15 protein-coding genes and 2 pseudogenes are annotated in these 18,303 nt (G+C 59.7%); 5 read left to right on the top strand and 12 right to left on the bottom strand.

Features of this window, described 5'->3' with window-relative positions:
• Nucleotide 1 precedes the first annotated feature (1 nt).
• From OLZ32_RS25950 to OLZ32_RS25930, 5 genes are all read right to left on the bottom strand, one after another.
• Complete coding sequence (locus OLZ32_RS25950) at nucleotides 2-655, bottom strand: methionine ABC transporter permease (protein WP_043294227.1); 654 nt, start codon at nucleotides 653-655, stop codon at nucleotides 2-4.
• Nucleotides 636-1,724 (bottom strand): methionine ABC transporter ATP-binding protein, encoded by a 1,089-nt coding sequence (locus tag OLZ32_RS25945; RefSeq protein ID WP_264398460.1) that lies wholly within the window; start codon nucleotides 1,722-1,724, stop codon nucleotides 636-638. The genes OLZ32_RS25950 and OLZ32_RS25945 overlap by 20 nt, the downstream gene beginning before the upstream one ends.
• Before the next feature lie 85 nt (nucleotides 1,725-1,809).
• Nucleotides 1,810-2,649, bottom strand: coding sequence for a MetQ/NlpA family lipoprotein (locus OLZ32_RS25940; RefSeq protein ID WP_264398459.1), 840 nt, complete (start codon nucleotides 2,647-2,649; stop codon nucleotides 1,810-1,812).
• Between the two features lie 241 nt (nucleotides 2,650-2,890).
• The gene (gene msuE / locus OLZ32_RS25935; RefSeq protein WP_222363729.1) at nucleotides 2,891-3,451 is read right to left on the bottom strand and encodes an FMN reductase; all 561 of its coding nucleotides are present in this window, start codon (nucleotides 3,449-3,451) and stop codon (nucleotides 2,891-2,893) included.
• A gap of 207 nt (nucleotides 3,452-3,658) precedes the next feature.
• A complete protein-coding gene (locus OLZ32_RS25930) occupies nucleotides 3,659-4,861 on the bottom strand; it encodes an MFS transporter (protein ID WP_264398458.1) in 1,203 nt (400 codons plus the stop codon).
• A 358-nt stretch (nucleotides 4,862-5,219) separates the two neighbouring features.
• On the opposite strand from OLZ32_RS25930, the gene OLZ32_RS25925 reads away from it, so the two are divergent.
• Nucleotides 5,220-5,678: a helix-turn-helix domain-containing protein gene (locus OLZ32_RS25925; protein WP_264398457.1), complete on the top strand. Its 459-nt coding sequence runs from the start codon at nucleotides 5,220-5,222 to the stop codon at nucleotides 5,676-5,678.
• Between the two features lie 249 nt (nucleotides 5,679-5,927).
• Here OLZ32_RS25925 and OLZ32_RS39270 read toward each other — a convergent pair.
• The 4 genes and pseudogenes from OLZ32_RS39270 to OLZ32_RS25905 form a co-directional block, all read right to left on the bottom strand.
• Nucleotides 5,928-6,466 (bottom strand): annotated as a pseudogene (locus tag OLZ32_RS39270) (arabinose isomerase); the annotation flags it as partial.
• 229 nt (nucleotides 6,467-6,695) lie between these two features.
• A complete protein-coding gene (locus OLZ32_RS25915) occupies nucleotides 6,696-7,766 on the bottom strand; it encodes a lipocalin-like domain-containing protein (RefSeq protein WP_264398455.1) in 1,071 nt (356 codons plus the stop codon).
• Entirely contained in the window at nucleotides 7,756-10,158 is a 2,403-nt protein-coding gene (locus OLZ32_RS25910; RefSeq protein ID WP_264423501.1) for an FtsX-like permease family protein, read from the bottom strand. The genes OLZ32_RS25915 and OLZ32_RS25910 overlap by 11 nt, the downstream gene beginning before the upstream one ends.
• A complete protein-coding gene (locus tag OLZ32_RS25905) occupies nucleotides 10,155-10,814 on the bottom strand; it encodes an ABC transporter ATP-binding protein (RefSeq protein ID WP_264398453.1) in 660 nt (219 codons plus the stop codon). The genes OLZ32_RS25910 and OLZ32_RS25905 overlap by 4 nt, the downstream gene beginning before the upstream one ends.
• Nucleotides 10,815-11,118: 304 nt before the next feature.
• Here OLZ32_RS25905 and OLZ32_RS25900 point away from each other — a divergent pair.
• Nucleotides 11,119-11,255, top strand: a pseudogene (locus OLZ32_RS25900) (IS110 family transposase); the annotation flags it as partial.
• A 158-nt stretch (nucleotides 11,256-11,413) separates the two neighbouring features.
• On the opposite strand, the gene OLZ32_RS25895 reads toward OLZ32_RS25900, so the two are convergent.
• Together OLZ32_RS25895 and OLZ32_RS25890 are read right to left on the bottom strand one after the other, a co-directional pair.
• Entirely contained in the window at nucleotides 11,414-11,875 is a 462-nt protein-coding gene (locus tag OLZ32_RS25895) for a TspO/MBR family protein (RefSeq protein WP_003549153.1), read from the bottom strand.
• 213 nt (nucleotides 11,876-12,088) lie between these two features.
• Nucleotides 12,089-14,941, bottom strand: a complete 2,853-nt coding sequence (locus OLZ32_RS25890) for an ATP-binding protein (RefSeq protein WP_264398452.1) — start codon at nucleotides 14,939-14,941, stop codon at nucleotides 12,089-12,091.
• Between the two features lie 193 nt (nucleotides 14,942-15,134).
• Here OLZ32_RS25890 and OLZ32_RS25885 point away from each other — a divergent pair, with 193 nt between their 5' ends.
• The 3 genes from OLZ32_RS25885 (at nucleotide 15,135) to OLZ32_RS25875 (ending at nucleotide 17,716) form a co-directional block, all read left to right on the top strand.
• Complete coding sequence (locus OLZ32_RS25885; RefSeq protein WP_264398451.1) at nucleotides 15,135-16,442, top strand: epoxide hydrolase family protein; 1,308 nt, start codon at nucleotides 15,135-15,137, stop codon at nucleotides 16,440-16,442.
• Nucleotides 16,443-16,535: 93 nt separating this feature from the next.
• The gene (locus OLZ32_RS25880; RefSeq protein ID WP_264398450.1) at nucleotides 16,536-17,210 is read left to right on the top strand and encodes a VOC family protein; all 675 of its coding nucleotides are present in this window, start codon (nucleotides 16,536-16,538) and stop codon (nucleotides 17,208-17,210) included.
• Nucleotides 17,211-17,296: 86 nt separating this feature from the next.
• A complete protein-coding gene (locus tag OLZ32_RS25875; protein WP_028744101.1) occupies nucleotides 17,297-17,716 on the top strand; it encodes an Ohr family peroxiredoxin in 420 nt (139 codons plus the stop codon).
• A gap of 40 nt (nucleotides 17,717-17,756) precedes the next feature.
• Here OLZ32_RS25875 and OLZ32_RS25870 read toward each other — a convergent pair whose 3' ends face one another.
• Entirely contained in the window at nucleotides 17,757-17,900 is a 144-nt protein-coding gene (locus OLZ32_RS25870) for a hypothetical protein (protein WP_264398449.1), read from the bottom strand.
• Nucleotides 17,901-18,303 lie beyond the last annotated feature (403 nt).

Below are 18,303 nucleotides of genomic sequence, written 5' to 3'. Positions count from 1 at the left end.
CTTATCGGTGGTCCAGCCTGGCGACCAGCCGGTCGCCAAGCCACTGGATGCCGCAGACGAGCACGATGAGGACGGCCACCACCGCGATCATCACACTGGTTTCGAAACGTTGATAGCCATAGCGGATGGCGAGGTCGCCGAGGCCGCCGGCGCCGATCGCACCCGCCATGGCCGAGGCGCCGATCAGCGTTACCAGCGTGACGGTGAAACCGGCGACGATGCCCGGCAGCGCTTCAGGCACCAGCACCTCGCGGATGATCGTCCAGCGGTTGCCGCCCATGGCGCGCACGGCGTCAATCAGCCCGCGGTCGACCTCGCGCAGCGATACTTCGGCGATACGGGCGTAGTAGGGCGTTGCAGCGATGGCGAGCGGCACGATGGCCGCCCAGGTGCCGAGCGCCGTGCCGACGATCAGCCGCGTCAGCGGGATCAGCGCTACCAGCAGGATGATGAAAGGCACTGAGCGAAAGCCGTTGATAACTGCGCCGAGTACGCGATTGATCCAGAGGTTTTCGGCGATGCCGCCGCGCGCCGTCGCCACCAGAGCAAGACCGAGTGGCAGGCCGGCGACGAGCGAGATCAATCCCGAGGCGAGGGTCATCAAGACCGTCTCCCAAAGAGAGCGAATAAGCAGTTCAAGCATGATCGGTGTCATAACCAAGCACCTCCACCCGGGCGGACCGGGCCGTCAGGAATTGTTCGACCTTCCCGGCAAGCGCAGGGTCGCGCGCGGGAACGGCGATGAAGAACCGCGCCACCGGCTGGTTCTGGATATGGTCGATGCCGCCATGGACGAGGCGGAAGGAATGCGGCAATGCTGCCGAGAGTTCGGCAAATAGCGCGCCCTGCGCCTGCGGTCCGGCGAGATCGACGCTGAGGATCGCTTCGCTGCCCGCCGTCGCCGACAGCCGACTGGCGATATGCTCAGGAAGCTGCGGGCGGATGCCGCCAAGCAGGCTCCCGGTGATTTCAGCCTGGGGATTGGCGAAGACCGACCAGACCTGCCCTTCCTCGACGATCCGCCCGGCATCGATGACCGCGACGCGATCGGCAATGCCGCGTACCACTTCCATCTCGTGGGTGATGAGCAGAATGGTCAGTCCGAGCTTACGGTTGATGTCCTTCAGCAATACCAGGATCGACCGGGTCGTTTCCGGATCGAGCGCCGATGTCGCCTCGTCGGACAACAAAAGTGCCGGGCGTGCCGCCAGCGCCCGGGCGATGCCGACGCGTTGTTTCTGGCCGCCGGACAGCGATGCGGGATAAGCCTTCGCCTTGTCTGCAAGGCCGACGAGTTCGAGCAGCTCATGCGCCCGTTTCAGGCGCTCGCTCTTTGCAAGACCCTCGATCTTCAGAGGCAGCGCGACGTTTTCCTCGACGGTCTTGGCAGAAAGCAGATTGAAGTGCTGAAAGATCATGCCGATGCGGCGGCGCAGAGGCTGCAATTCCTGTTCTGAAAGTCCGGTGATATCTCGGCCTTCGATGAGAATCTCGCCGCTATCGGCGCGCTCCAGGCCGTTCAGGCAGCGGATAAGCGTCGATTTGCCGGCGCCGCTGCGGCCGATGATGCCGAGGATCTCGCCTCTCTTCACCGTCAGCGAAATACCGTCGAGGGCTGCAGTGGCTCCGAACCGCCGTTTCACGTCGGTCAGCCTCACCACCTCGTCGGAAGCCGCCGCTTGCGACTGTGCTTCGATCACCGTGGTGGAAACAAGGGAATTCATGTGTTTTTCCTTACAAATACTGAAGGCGGTCCGGGCAGAGAACGCCCGGACCGCCTCTCGGCAGGCCTTAGAGCCCTGCCCCGGATCAATAGGCACTGAGACCGGTGCCCTTGTAGACCTTTTCGAATTCGGCCTTGACGGTGTCGTTCTGATAAGAAGACACAAGCGTCTTGACCCATTCGGCATCCTTGTTGTCGTCCTTGACGGCGATGAAGTTGCGGTATGGATTATCAGCGATGGGCTCCTGGGCAATGCGTTCGGCCGGCGAAAGACCGCTCTTCAGCGCCCAGTCGGTGTTGACGATACCGGCATCCAGATCGTCGATCGAACGGCCGACGATGCCGGCGTCGAGTTCCTTGATCTCGATCTTCTTCGGATTGTCGATGACGTCGGCGACGGTCGCGAGAATACCGGCGCCCTCCTTCAGTTTGATCAGGCCTTCGCTCTGGAGAACCCACAGCGCACGGCCTTCGTTCGAGGGATCGTTCGGCACGCCGATGACGGCACCTTCCGGGATCTCGGCGACGGACTTGTATTTCTTGGTGTAAAGGCCGATCGGCCAGACTCCGGTATAACCGACGCGAACGATGTGATAGCCGTGCTGCTGGATCTGGTTGTCGAGATAGGGCTGGTGCTGGAAGGCGTTGGCATCGATTTCGCCGCGCTCCAGCGCTTCATTCGGCTGGGTGTAGTCGTTGAAGATGACGGTTTCGATCTTGAGACCCTTCTTGCCCGCCTCGCTCGCGACCACGCGCCAAATGTCCTCCTCCTCGCCGGCCATGATGCCGACCTTGATCGACTTGTCCTCGGCATGGGAAGGAGCGGGTGCTGCAAAGGAAAAGACTGCGGCCGCCGAAATGGCGACGGCGGCAAGAGCCGCCCGGCGCGAGAGATTGAAGCCGTAAAGATTTTTGTTCTTGGTCATTGTATATCCCGTCTGACTGAATGAGGCCGAACGCCCCGAGCAGGCCGATCATGGCAAATGCGCGGATCGGGAGCGAAGCACGAATGTCTGATGTGGAGGAAGGGCCGGAAAAACTCTTGCCCTGCCATCGATATCGGCAGGATAAATTTCCATCAATTTTGTGGACTATATTTAGTTGAGAGGGATGGCCGAAATGAAAACGGCGCCTCCGCGGCGCCGTTTCAAGCCTATCCCGCACGCTTCACTCGGCGGCAATAAGCGCTTGATTCCGGCTGGGAAAGAAGGCCGCGAGCTCGCTGATGACCTCCCCGATCCGCTTGGAAAGCGGGTCGGATGAGACACGGTAATCGGTGAAGTCACGGTCGGACGCGTAAACGGCGGTCGGCAGCGTGTGTGACATGAAAAAACCGAAGAGCGGGCGAAGCTGGTGCTCGACCATCAGCGCATGGCGGTCGCCGCCGCCGGTCGCGGTGATGATGATCGGCTTGGCGCGCAGCTCATGCGGGTCTATCAAGTCGATCAGATGCTTGAAGAGGCCGGGATAGCTGCCCTTGTAAGTCGGTGCTCCGATGACCAGCACATCGGCATTGACGATGTCGTCGATGACTTCCCTGGCGCGACTGTCGAGATCGTCACGGCGCAGCGCCTGGCCAAGCGAGGGGCCGACATCGGTCAGATCGTAGATGGTGTTGTCGAAGCCGTATTTCTCACCGGCGAGACCGGCAACGTTTTCGACAAGCGCAAAGGTCTTCGAGGGGCGGTTGAAGCTACCCGCAAGGCCGACCAGTTTGTGAGCAGACATGCCATTTCCTTCCAATATCGTGCCGAGACCGACGTCATCATTCTCACGAATATTATCTATAAAAATAGTGGATTAAAGGAATGGTGATCCCTCTTCCCCATAGGAGGAGAAAAATACGTTCGGGCCTATGGGCGAAGGCGATGTACGAAATCGAGCCGGAGTGTGGTGACATTCCGGCTCGATCGATTGTCCGTAAGCGATGTCGCCTCAGGCTGGTTTCTGCTTGGGAATACGCGGCAGGAAGACTGTGAGAAGACCGAGCAGCGGCAGGTAGGAGCAGATGCGGTAGACGAAATCGATGCCATGGGTGTCGGCGAAACTGCCGAGCAGGGCGGCACCAAGCCCCCCTGCCCCGAATGCGAAGCCGAAGAAGACCCCGGCAATCAGCCCGACGCGCCCCGGCACCAGTTCCTGCGCAAAGACGACGATTGCCGAGAAGGCCGAAGCGAAGATCAGGCCGATGACGACGCTGAGCACACCCGTCCAGAAAAGGTTCGCATAGGGAAGCAGGAGCGCGAAGGGAATGACCCCGAGGATCGAGAACCAGATGACGAAACGCGCGCCGAAGCGGTCACCGATCGGCCCACCGAGGAACGTGCCGACGGCAACCGAGCCGAGGAACAGAAAGAGCATCAGCTGTGCCTGCTGCACGCTGAGCTCGAATTTGTCGATGACATAGAAGGTGAAGTAGCTCGATACGCTGGCCATGTAGACATTCTTCGTTGCCGTCAGCAGCACGAGAATCAGCAGCGCCCAGACGACCCGGTTCTGCGGCAGCGGCAGGGTCCGGCTTATTGCCGGCTTACTGGCATTCTGGCGCCTGTGGCTGATGTACCAGTTGCCGACCCAACTCAGCACCACCATGCCGACCATGGCGATGGCGGCGAACCAGGAGACGCTGTGCTGGCCGAGCGGCAGCACGATGAAGGCGGCAAGCAGCGGACCGATTGCCTGGCCGGCATTGCCGCCGACCTGGAAGAAGGATTGCGCGAAACCGTGGCGACCGCCGGAGGCAAGACGGGCAACGCGCGAAGATTCCGGGTGGAAGACCGCCGAGCCGAAGCCGATCAGGCTGGCGGCAACCAGCAGCAGGGTGAAACTGCCGGCATTACCGAGCAGAATGAGGCCGCAAAAGGTGCTCGCCATGCCGACCGGCAGCGAATAGGGCATCGGCCAGCGGTCGGTGACGATGCCGACGAGCGGCTGCAGCAGCGAAGCCGTGACCTGGAAAGTCATGGTGAGGAGACCGATCTGCACGAAATCGAGATCGTAGTTCGCCTTGAACAGCGGATAGAGTGAGGCGAGCAGCGACTGCATGATGTCGTTCAGCATGTGGCAGAAGCTGACCGCCATGAGGATAGACATCGTCGTCTTTTCGAAACGAGGCGGGCTCTCGGCAACGGTTGCCATCAATACTTCTCCTGCACAGGCACGGCCGGTGCCATGCCACGTCGCTTTTGTTCGATGGATTTTCGGGCGATCGGGGCTGGGAAGACTCTCGTGCGACGGTCGCTGAACTGCATTTAGCGTAAGCCGGGACGCAATTACAGCCCAGTTTTATCCGTATTGGTACGGCTTTTGTTCGATTTGCGCTTCCGCCGAGTGATTTCTGCGTGATTTCACGTCTTTCCCGGCGAGGGCTTTCATATCACAGTCAGCAGCGATGATCACATATCCAGTGGGCTATGTGAAAACAACCATGGAAAAGCCATGCAGGGGATACTACAGCTGCACCGATTGAAAATGCGATCGAGGCTGAAAACACACGATGAATGTCAAGACAGCGAATGCGATAGACAGCTATGTCGGAGCGCGCATTAGATTGCGCCGGCAGTTGCTCGGGATGAGCCAGGAACGGCTTGCCGAGCAGATCGGCGTGACCTTTCAGCAGGTTCAGAAATACGAGAAGGGCATCAACCGCATCGGCGCGAGCCGGCTGCAGCGGATCGCCGAGGTGCTACACACGTCGCCGAGCTTCTTCTTCGAACAGGAGAATTCCGAGCCGTTGACGCTGCAAGGGCTGGATCTATCCGCGAATATGGACCCGGTCGCCGAATTCCTGCGAACGAAAGAGGGATTGGTGCTCAATCGCGCCTTTCTAAAGATCGCCGACAGCAATATCCGCGAAACGGTCATCGCGCTGGTGAAGGCGATGGCGCAGGCGGAAAGTCGCGGTCTGGCATTGGGAACCTCCAAAGCGGATATCACTCATCCGCTCGGAGAGTAGTCAGGCACACCGAGAGGCGATAGCCGCATGGAGCTCGGGCTCGCGTTATTTGGCGAGTTGCGGCTGATCGACCCGGATGCGCGAGCTTCCTCCACGAAAGCGCCCGCGACGGTTCCTTACCTCGCAACGCGGCAATCAATGACACTGGCTGGCGGGGTGCTTTGCCACTATGGCTCGAAACGCATCTTGCGAGGACTTTCGCACGATGAAGTGGTTGCTCACTCTGGCGCGCTTCTGCATCCCCTCTTGTCAGCAGACTTTTACAACGGCCAGATCCAGCAGCTTTCCAAGCTTCTCGATGCGCCCGGCAATATGTCCGACGCCAACGGCGAAATGGTGTGCGGGTCCCTGTGCGTTCCACGCCTCGACAAAGCGCCGGGCTCCAAGTGGAAATCGATAACGGCTGTTAGTGTTGCCGATTTCGAGGATCGGGCCGGCCACAGAGGCGCCTTCGGTGCAGAGCAGCTTGATGGTACCGGCGTCTTCGACGATTGAGAGCAGCGTGACCGGTCCCTGCTGAACCGACATTTCAACGCTGACGCCGGAGCCGACCTTGCCGTGAAAAACGTTGAGGGGCCGGATCTTGTTCGGCCCTGAGCAATTTTAGTATGCCCCGGCCCGTCCGCTCGACGGAAGACATTGGCGATTTCGGGGACGGGGCAGGCAGAGCAATGCGCCAGCCATTCGCCGGTCATCGGTATCCGATCGCCGAGGGCGTTGAAAGTGGCATAGTCGATGGCTACGGTCGGCTGCAGATTGAGGATGATCACCGGCCGTGGGGCTGTACGGCCATCTCCACTGGGTACACCGAGATCGGATCGAATTCCAACTACCCACCGAGTCGTCATCCGGACGACCACCATTTCAGCAGGTCGCGATCGCCGGCGGCTCGATTTTCCTGCTCTTTCCCGGCGTATGGCACCGCATTGACGTTCACACTTCTCGGATTTGGCGATACGAACCAGGCTTGGCCGGCTCGCACCGTTCGACGGAGTAGCTACCTGTCAGACGTAGCAGCTAATAGCCGGTCATTTCAAGATATCCGACACCTGACGTGGAGCCTGTGAAGTTGATCGGCCCCTCCCAATAGGGCGTAGAGGTCGCCATCCAGGACTGCTCGTTCAGCGGTTTCGTCGTAATATCAAGTGACTTACCCGGTACGCGTATACGCCACCCTACCGGCATCCGGCGCCCATCGACCGTTGCCTTCCGCGTCGGCTCCAGTTGAACGTCGTCTTTCGACAGAGGTGTCGTCCGTCCATCCGCGGATATCCAGTTCGCGGAGATGAACCCGTCCTTGTCATCACGAAGGCGAAAAGCCATCAGCTTATCGCCGGAATTCAGATGCAGCGAGAACCAGTCCCAGCCGGTCTGATTAGACGCAAGCGGCTGCGACGACCACTCCCGATCCAGCCAGGCTTTGCCGGTGACCTTGATCGGCGCTCCGAACGTCGTGATCGTTCCCGCCACCTCATAGAAAGGCTGTGAGTAATAGTAGCTCGCCTGTCCGTTCGCCGACTTCAAGGAGAAACCGTTGTCTCCCTGAAGAACGAGCGGGCCGTCGGCCTTGAGGTCTAAGGTGTAGCTGAAGTCCGGCCCGCCGGCGGAGACAGAAAGGTTGCCAAAGGCGTCCGAGCCGGTCGGCTCGCTACCCTCCATCCGCCAGTCGTCTATCCAAGCCCGAAATGGTGCCGCAGCAACGCCCGCCTGCCCGACGCCTCCCCGCCCTAAGCGCTCTGCGACATACTGATGGTCCTGAGTGGTGATCGCTGCGTGCCCGATCCAGATCTGTGGATCCGCGAAACCTGCCCTGTCTCCCGGAGCCAGCGCAGAGCGAAACAGCGTCCACTGCGCTCCATATTGCTCGCCATCCTCATCCTTGAGGTTGGCGGTCACATACCACCACTCAATGCGATAATCAGGATGAGCGCCATGATCGGTGGGGAAAGAAAGAGCCGTGCCCCGCTCCGGGATCGCAAAACCTTGCGCATCCGATCCCAATCCGGCGAAGCCTTGCGCAAATGTCTGATCACTCGCACAGATCATAGCCGCCGCTATCAGGACAGATGCCGACTTTCTACCGTTCATTGGCGAAAATCCTCAGCAGGTCCGCAGGATTGATCGAGGCCAGACGTCGAACCGGAACCAGCACCGACAACAATGCAGCAATAAGAGCGATTGCTCCTAGCCAAAGCCAATCCATTGGAAACACCATCATCGGCAATCGCCAACCAAAGGCCTCCACGTTCACGATCGCAAGCAGGACCCACGCCAGGGCAAGACCGACCGGGATCGCAGCCACAAATGTTGCCAGCCAGAGTGCAAGTGTCCGGGCAACTTCGTAGAGCGCCAGATCCCGTCGCCGTATACCCATTGCCCACACCGGCGCGAGCTGTGGAAGGCGAATACCAGACAGTGTCAGGAGACTTGAGAACATGGCAAATCCTGCCACACCAAGGGTGAGGACGTTCAACGCGCCGGTCACCTTGAATGTCTGATCGAAGATGGCTCTCGATTGCCGCTTAAGCGAAGCCTGGTCAACAATCGCGCTATCCGGGAGGCCAAACTCCTCGATTAACCGACGCTTGAGTTCCTGGGCTTGCTCGGGAACAACGCGGACACCGAAGCGAAGTTTCGGAACATCGGGGTAATGATCGACCAGCGATTTGATCCCGATTATCGCTTGCCCATTCGGATTTCCATAGTCCGAGTATACGCCGACCACGGTTGCGCTCCAGCCTCCAGGCATGACCAATGGCTGGCCGATCTTGGCTTCGCCGCGACGCCACATCTGTTCATTGATGAGAGCGCCCTGACCGGCAGCGATCTTATCCCAAACGTCATTGTCGGAAGCGATTAAGGGCCAGTTCTCCCGGTAGGTCGAATCGTCCGCGACACCAAAGATCTGGATCTGTTCGCCAAGCACCTCGCCGTCGACGCTCCAGATGGGCAAGACCGCCCTCGAGCGTTGTGGAAGCCAGACTCTAAGCCGCGCAGCTTGCTTCTCATCCTTGGCAGTCACGTAAAGCTCGGCGGCGAGGCGTTGATCGAGCCATCCGATGAAAGTCAGCCGGAAGCTCGATACCATCGTGCCGACGCCGATGTTCGCCGACAATGCCAGCAGCAGAGCCATCAAAGCCAATGACAGGCCGGGAATCTGAATGCGGGTGTCGGCCCAGAACCATTCCATGAGGGCGCTCCGTGCCAATCGCTGCGCTTTGGTCACGATGATGGCAAGAAGTCCAGGTAGCACCAGAGCTGTTCCAAGCAGCAGGCAGCCAAGTACCGCAAAACCCGCCACCAGCCCGGACGCAGCAGTCGCCAGGACAGCAGCCAAGATCAGCAGAATTCCACCCGTTCCGGCTTGAAAGGCAAGCGATCTGGCCGACTCTCTTTCCCACGCTCGCGGCTGGGCGGCGGCCAAAATCGGCAGCTTCCAAACCCGCCACAGGCTCTGAGCTGACGAGACAGCGGTTCCTCCGAGAGCAATCGCCAGTCCAGCCAGCCACCACTCCGGCCGAATGGATAGCGAGCCTGACACATCGGCGCCGTAGAGGCCCCTGAGGGTCGCGGCGACGCCCGGCATCAGGAGCCATGCTATGACGTAGCCGAGTATGACGCCGATCAAGCCGGCTATCAGCGCCAGCATCGAAAGCTCGATCAGGAGCATAGTGGTCAAGGCTCGAAGCGAGACACCAAGCGATCTGAGTGTACGAAAAGTGCCTCGACGCTGTTCGAAGGTCAGGCCCGTGGCGGAATACACGATGAAGAGCCCGACGATGAACGAAAGGAAGCCGAAGGCGGTCAAGTTGAGGTGGAAGCTCTCTGTGAGGCGAGCGACGTCTGGTTGTTCAGCCGGTTCGCGGATCGTCAATCCCGCCTGATCGATTGCTTCGGCGGAAATCTTTTGATCGGCTGCGACCACCAGGCGGTCAATCTTCCCGTGCTTGTCGAGCAATCGATCAGCGACCGATATGTCGACGAAGGCAGCACCGTCGGGAACCTTACCATCGACTTTGATGTTCATGTCCGTGGCGCCACGGAGCCGCTCGGCAGTGGCGCTCGACACAAGCAACTGTCCGCTGCCTGAAAAGAAGCCGGATAGGTCTGGACGGCTGGCGACGGTCTCGTTCCGGGTGTCCGTTGGCATTGTCAGAGGTTCGATACCAACCAATCTGATCCTTGTGCTTCCGAAGCGGTAGTTGCCTTCAATCACGGGCGAAACATTCAGACCCGCTCGACGCAGGCTGCCATAGACCTCAGTCGCTATGCCATCACCGTCCTTGGCGACGATCTGCCGGAGGTTGCCTTGCTCCAGGACCGAAGCCGCCCGGGCATAGCTCGCCCTCGCCTCGGCGTTGATAGCCTGAACGCCGGACCAGAGAGCCGTCGCAAGCGCAATCCCCATGACCAGCGTCAGAAGCTGGAGAGGTCTCCGACGCCAGTGTGACAGCAGGGCTGCGAATGCAACGAAGTTCATTCGGCAATCTTCCCACCGCGAAGGACCACCGTTCGGTCCAGACGAGCTGCAAGCCTAGTGGAGTGAGTGACGAGAAGCAGAGCCGATCCCACTGTCCGGGCCAGGCTGAGCATCAGATCGAGGACCGCATCGCCTGTTTGCTCATCCAGGTTGCCGGTTGGTTCGTCCGCAAGGATGAGAGGAGGTCGAGCAGCCAAGGTTCGTCCGATTGCAACGCGCTGCTGTTGGCCTCCGGAAAGCTGTTCGGGATATCGGGCGGTGTATTCTTCCAGCCCCAGTTTCTCGACCAACTGCGCTTCCCAAGCGTGATCGTACCGGTTTGCAAGCTTGGCGTGGAACGAGATATTGGCTGCGACGCTCAGTGATGGAATGAGGTTAAACTGTTGAAAAACAAGGCCGACCATCTTTCTCCGGTATTGGGACCGTTCTTTTTCTGCAAATCGCGCCAGATCGCTGCCATCCATCACGATCGAGCCGCTGTCTGCACGGTCGAGCCCGCCTGCCAAATGCAGCAATGTGCTTTTGCCACTGCCTGACTCTCCGGTTAACGCAACACTTTCGCCCGCAGCGACTTCCAGATCGATGCCCTTCAGGATTTCGATCGGGCCCTCGGCAGTGGAATAGGATTTTCTAACGCCTCCGAGGGTGAGGATCATGTCGGCCTTCTCGAACACGGAGTTGCAGAATGCAAAAACCTCCGGTGACCTAAGAACTTTCGAGAGGGATCGCAAGATCCGTGCGGCAGCACAAGAACAGGAGATTGCGTATCATTGCTTGATCACTGGCCAGTACAAGCCTGAAACTTGGACCTTGCGAGAACCAACCACCGGAGGCTTAGCCAAGATGGGGCAATCGGCTTCGTGCCCCATCTCCACCGATCGGAAAGGAAGGTGCTGCGCTCCGAGTTGATGATAAAACGTGGCGAAACACTCACAAGCATCAGAAAGAGGAAGCGCAGCCATGAAACATCACGCCGGCCTCGACGTCTCTGTCAAAGAAACCAGCGTTTATATTCTCGATGCAGGCGGGACGATCTGCCGCGAGAAGAGGCAGTGGCTCACCCGGAAGATTTGGTCGCCATCCTAAGTGATCCCGCAGTGGCCCTGACAAGCTCGGAAATCTCGCGGAACGACTGCGGCTGCGTTCTAAGCCCCGGACCGATTATGAAAGCCTCGGGGCTGATCCCCTTCTGTCCGGGTCCTATGTCGATCGCACCCGTGACCCGATGGGCAGCGCACCTCGGAAACAACCCATCTCAGTTGAGCGCCAGGATTGCCGCGTTCAATGCGGAAGCATAGCACAGCCAGACAAGATACGGTGCGAAACACCAGAACGCCCACCGGTCACGAGCCTTGGCCATAAAAAATATAGCAACCGCCGACAAGCTCAGGATCGTTACCAGGCCAAGCGAGATAGAATGAGCACCAAAGAAGATCGGGGTCCACGCCCAATTCAGGACCATCTGCAATCCCCAAAGACGGAACGCTGCCGAGCTGAAACCTTCGCTCAACGCTACGCGCCAGCCCGCTATCGCGATCAGCACATATACGACTGTCCACACTGGACCGAACACCCAGTTTGGAGGAGTGAAGAACGGCTTCTCAAGCGACTCGTACCACGCGCCCGGCCTGATGGTTAGACCGATCGCGAATCCGACACCCACGACGCCGATGACAAAAAACGCCAGAAGAGGCGGCCGAACCTTGATACTGCTCACTAGCCTGAGCCTCCATGCTTGATGTCTTCAGTGGTTATTTTCCCGAATAAATCGCCGTGCAAGTGCGATCAGGATCCGGTGGCGGATTTTCGAGCGGCGGTACATACGGCGGCGGGAGATTGAAATGAGGGTTCTCCTCGGTTCAACCGAACGCCAAACACTTCGCGCGGGTCCGGCCGTCACCTTTGTGCGCGGTAGGAGACTTCGCTTCGTTCAGCTCACTTCAGCCAAGAGCTGCTCGGCTTTTCTAACGTCCGCCGTCTCCATTCCTTCAACAAAGTGATCGACAACAGGTTGAAGCACTTCCCGAGCGGCGCCATGGTTTCCACTTTTGCTCATCATGCTTGCAAAGTCAGTCGCCGCCCTCAGTTCCCAGCCGCGTGCACCCTGAAGACGGCTCATGTCGATTGAGCGCTGGAAGCATGCCTGCGCTTCGTCGCGTAGTTCTGGTACGGCTAGAAGAACGTTTCCCTTCACCCGGAGAAGCTCCGGCATGTAGAGGTCATCGCCGTTGGTGTCTATATTTCGAATGGTGCGCTCCATCAGTTCCCTGGCTTCGGTCACCCGGCCGACTGCATGCAGTCCTCGAATGAGCGAGATATTGAACTCAGTCGTCAGCACTTCGTAACCGATCGATTGAATTGTCGCCAAACCGGCTCGCAACTCGAGGATCCCCGCTTTTGCTGCGCCTCGAAGAATGGCGAGTTCACCGCGGCGAGCCCGCCCCGCGGCGATGAACGGTCCCAGCGAATTGGTCTCGGCCTGATACACGAGCGCTTCGACGTATTCCTGAGCGTTCTCCCAATCGCCGTTCCAAATAAAAACGGAGACGGCCCACCCCAAGGCGACCACCAAAGCGGCGGCCCGGTCGGTCCGCACCGCGCTCTCGATAACCTTATGGGCGCATTCCGCTGCCTGATCGGGAAACCCACGCAGCCATAGGTTTCTCGCCATCGTCACTTCACTGGGGAAATGCAGTTCATGAGACAGATAGATCGTTGTCCGACCTGCTCGCGACCAGTCGACCAGGCTTGCCTCAAGCTCGACATGTGCGGCCGCCAAGTCGCCAGCCAGGTGGAGCGATCTTCCTAGGATTGATCGCGCTTGTGCCGAGGCAGCGAAATCCCGGATCGTGTCGGCTACAGTCTTGCAGCGGCGCGCGTATACGTAGGCCGTCCTGAAGTCGCCGCTTCGGAAGTAGTAGGTCCGTAACATGCTCAGGAGCCCGACCTGATTGACGACGTCGTCCATTTTCTCGGCGATCTCCAGCCCCCGGCTCAAGGCGATCAGCGCAGCGTCGATCTTTCCCTGGAGATGCGTTGCCGCAATGCCGAACACTGCTTGGAGGTGCATCTCATCGACGCCTCCCCGCGTGCTGTCGTCGAGTGCCAGGATGGCACGTTGCGACCAGCGAAAGGCTTCGGGCATCAATGACATCGCAAGCAAGGCGGGGCCGGCCGCAGCCGCGAGCCTCACGCCGACTTCCATTTCGCCTTTGTCGCCGAAACACCACTCAAGAGCCGCGCGAACGTTATTCAGTGCGGCGAAATAGGACGCGCGTTCGGAGCCTGTCTTCCTAGTTGCCCAGTCTCCGGCACTCTGGCCAAGCCAGCGCCCGAAATAGTCGGCGTGTCGAACCGCGAGATCCGCATGTTCGTCAATCTCGAGCGGGATCGCCAAGGCATAGGCTCGCGTCGTGTCGAGGAGCCGGTAGCGCAGCATCGCCCCGATGGGACGAGCCGCGACCATCGACTTTGCGACAAGGCTGTCGATCGCTCCGAACACGTCGGAACGCGCTAGGCCATCGCCAGCCACGACTTCCACCGCGGCGTCGAGGGTGAAATGGCCCGTGAATACCGCAAGGCGTCGAAGCACGGTGCGCTCAAGGGGAGCGAGGAGGTCATAGCTCCAGTCGAGGGTGGCCTGAAGCGTCCTGTGCCGCGGCTGCGCGGTGCGGGCACCCGTCCATTGGAGCGCCAGGTGCTGATCGATGAGTTCGGCCGTCTGCCGAAGACCAAAGGCTTCAACTCGCCTTGCGGTCAGTTCTATCGCCAGGGCGACCCCACCGAGCTTGCGGCAAATGTCCGCAACGATGGGCGCCTCCATCTCGTCGATATCGAGATGGGCGTCGTTGGCCACCGCGCGCTCGATGAATAACCGGGTGGCGGGAAATTGCCGGACCGTCTCCGCCGAGGCCATACGATCATCACGCGGGCAAGCAAGAGGCTCGAGACGGTAGACTCTTTCTCCTTCAACCTGGAGGGCTTCGCGACTGGTCGCGAGGATGCGAACGTGAGGCGCTGCCGTGATGAGGGAGGAGGAAAGCCGCGCCACCGCCTCGACGAGGTGTTCGCACGTATCGAGGACTATGAGCGCACGTTTGTCGCGCAGGAATGCGATCAGGCTGGCCTCCGCATCGCCCGCACCGACCTGTAATCCCAACATGGATGCGATCGCCGTCGTCACAAGGCGGGCATCGCTCAGCATTCCCAGGTCGACGAACAGGACGGTGCCCGCGAATTCACTGTTCAGGCCCTGTGCTACAGCGATGGCGACCGTCGTCTTTCCCATTCCGCCTGCGCCGACGATCGTGACCAGACCTGATGCGTCGAGCTGTGCAGAGATTTGAACTACGTCCTCATCCCTTCCGATGACCCGGTTCACAGGGCTCGGAAGGTTTGCATGCGGGAAATCGACCGGGGCGGGCACAATCGGAAGGCGCGGGTGCGTGGCTCGTGTAATGGCCGCGACGAAACAATATCCGCGCCCCGACAGGGTCTTGATGAACCGAGCACCATCCTTGCCGTCGCCGAGTGCCTTGCGAAGGCTGGTCATATGGAACCTGAGGCTTCCCTCCTCGACTACGACATGGGGCCAAACGCGGGCGATCAGGTCCTGCTTGCTCATGACCTCGTTAGGACAGGACGTGAGAGCGATTAAAATGTCATAGGCTCGTCCTCCCAGTTCGACGACGGCCCCCTCCCTGGTCAGAAGACGCTCGTTCGCTCTCAACTGGAATGGACCGAACGATATCTCGTCGGTGGCCGGACCGCCCCCTGCTGTCATGGCGCTGACCTTTCATGGTCCTTCTCATGATAGCTGAGACAGTCGACCATCGCCACGCATCAGTGCGTGCGAGCACTTCGGCGGCCGCTAACAAAATCTAACAATGCATAACGGGCGGTCTCCGGCGCGCGGGAGTAGTTATTTGCCAGCACAGAGGCGCAGCCGCTCACCCGCTACTCCCGAGGAGAAAATCATGCCTAAGGTGACATCGGACACAGTCGACAAAAATCGGCGCACGCTCTTGGGCGCGGCCGCAAGCGGCATCACCGTCGCAAGCGCGGCAAGTCTGTTCCCGGTGGGGCCCGCTGTGGCCGCTTCCGGCGGAGATGCCATCCGTCCGTTTAAGGTCAACATTCCGGAGGCCGACGTCACCGACCTCCGTCGCAGGCTGGCCCACGCTCGGCTTCCGGAGCAGGAGACTGTTTCCGATAAGACGCAGGGCGTCCAGCTCAAGACCATCAAGCAGCTCCTGCGCTACTGGGAGAAGGACTACGACTGGCGCAAGATCGAAGCGCGCATCAATTCGGTGCCGAATTTTGTCACCGAGATCGGCGGTCTCGACATCCATTTTATGCATATACGCTCCAAGCACGAAGACGCTCTGCCTCTCATCGTGACGCATGGATGGCCAGGTTCGATCATCGAACAGATGAAGATCATCGGTCCCCTCACCGATCCGACCGCACATGGCGGCACTGCCGCGGACGCCTTCCACCTCGTGATACCTTCGATGCCGGGCTACGGCTTCTCGGGCAAGCCGACGGAAACGGGCTGGGGTCCCGAGCGGATCGCCAACGCATGGATCGTGCTCATGCGGCGCCTTGGTTACAACCGCTATGCGGCTCAGGGCGGCGACTGGGGCGCCGTCGTCACCGAGATGATCGGCGTACAGGCGCCAAAGGAGTTGGTCGGCATCCACGTCAATATGCCCGGTGCCATACCGGCAGAAATCGATGAGGCTTCGTTCTCCGGCGCTCCGGCCCCATCAGGTCTCTCCGACGAAGAGAGAAGTTCGTATGACCAGCTCGTCTTCTTCTACAGGCATGTATATTACGCGCTCTGGATGGGCACGAGGCCGCAGACGGCGGCAGCGTTCGCGGATTCCCCGATCGGACTTGCGACCTTCATGATCGACCACGACGCCCGCAGTCTGGAGCTGATCGCTAGGTCGTTCGACGGAATGCCTGAAGGCCTGACCCCCGACGACGTGCTCGACAATGTGACGCTGTTTTGGTTGACCAACACCGGCGTCTCGGCGGCTCGTCTCTACTGGGAAAACAAGCTGGCCTTCTTCAGCCCCAAGGGGGTGAATGTTCCCGTTGCCGTCAGCGTTTTCCCCGACGAGCTATACCAGACTCCGCGGAGCTGGGCGGAGAAGGCCTATCCCAATCTTATCCACTACAACAAGCTCGCCAAGGGCGGGCACTTCGCCGCCTGGGAACAGCCGATGCTCTTCACCGAAGAACTGCGTGTTGGCCTGAAGACGCTCCGCACGAGTTAGGGTGTTCGAAACCGGCTGAGCTGCCACCGATCAATGCCGTGACGCCTGGCGCAAGCGCCGACGTCAGGTGCAGACCCCATAAGGAAACGGAAAATGAGCGACAACCATGCAGCAGCAACCAGTACAAGAATGGACATGAAGCTGGAGATCGTCGTGTTGCCGGTTTCCGACGTCGATCGAGCGAAGACGTTCTACGCAAAGCTCGGTTGGCGGCTCGATGCCGATTACGCATCCGACGTCGGCGATTTCCGGGTGTTGCAATTCACTCCACCTGGCTCTGGTTGCTCGGTGATATTCGGAAGGAACGTGACGTCTGCCGCACCCGGCTCCGCTCAAGGGCTGTACCTGATCGTCTCCGACGTCGTCGCGGCCCGCGAGAAGCTGCTGGCAGAGGGATTGGAGATCAGTGAGGTCTTTCATGATGCTGCCGGTGTCTATGTCGGTGAGGACGAGCACTACCTCTTTGGAAGCCTCAGGGCTGCAGGCCGGGATCCAGATGGTCGCAGCTATCGTTCATTCGCCTCGTTCACGGATCCCGATGGCAATCGCTGGCTGTTCCAGGAGATCACAACGCGTCAGCCAGGGCGGATTGAAGCCGCGGCCACAACCTTCAACTCGGCGGCCGAGCTCGCAGCCACGCTTCGCCGTGCAGGCGCGGCACACGGTGTGCACGAAAAGGCCACCGGAGGCGAATACGACGTCAACTGGCCGGACTGGTATGCCGAATATATCGTGCAGGAGCAGGCCGGAGGCGCGCTTCCATCGTAACTTCACGAATGGTGAAATGTGAGGTCAGCCTCACGCGGCGCATCGCTCCACGATGGGTTGATGACGCTGACCGACTGGAAATACCGGTGAGCAACACTCAAAGGGTGATCTACACTGCGATCACTGACACGATCGGCGGTCGCGAAAGCGGTGTCGCGCGAAGCTCGGATGGAGTCCTCGACATAAGGTTTTCCGCGCCTGGCTCGCCTCGAATAGGTACGAACCCTGAGCAGCTTCTTTCAGCCGGGTGGTCGGCGTCCTTCGCGAGCGCGATCGCGCTTGCCGCCTTCAATAGGAACATAGCTTTTGCAGGCGAAGTCAGCATCCACGCCGAAGTCGAAATAGAAATTGACCCGGTCAGCTACACCCTCTCCGTTCGGCTGCACGTCAGGTTGCCGGGCATCGAGAGGGCCCTTGCACAACTTTTGACGGCGGAGGCACGGCGACTTTGCCCGTTCTCAAGCACGATTGGTCGCGGTCTGGCTGTGGCGGTCGATTTGGACTGATGCGGGTCGCACCCGTTGCGGATTCGGAATGCCGTGACCTCTAGTGGACGACGACTGAGAACGGCAGGATACCGAGCCTGATCATTCGACCTCGCTGGGATTGGATCAGTGACATGTCGTGATCCTTCCAGCACGCCTGGAGGGACTGGAAGCGCTCGACGATCTGCATGATGCCGTTAGACAATCGTCCTTTCCTGTTCAGCAATGACGCGTCTTTCGTCCGCGCTCGCCCTCTTGCACGGAGGAACATATACGGCAACGGCATCACCCAATGCCATAGCCACCGTCAACCGGCAGGGTCACACCCGTGATGAACGCTGAGCGATCGGATCGAGCCGTGAGTTTGGTTCGCCAGCAAGAAGTAGATCTGGCTCGAACAGCAAGACGCGGGCCATAGCCAACCGCTGGGCTTGACCCCTGAAATCGCTGACGAGTAGCAATGAAGCAATTGCTGGCCAACCGTTAGCCGATCCAGAATCCAAGCACGGCAAAATCAAGAACAAATAGCAAGGCAAAGGTGGCAAAACCCGAGTCAATCGATATTGCCACATCGCTTGAGAGCATGCCGACGTCGGAAGCCAGCCGCA

This window comes from Rhizobium acaciae (assembly GCF_025941625.1).
GTDB lineage: Bacteria > Pseudomonadota > Alphaproteobacteria > Rhizobiales > Rhizobiaceae > Rhizobium > Rhizobium acaciae.
This window is presented reverse-complemented; position numbering and strand designations above follow the sequence as displayed.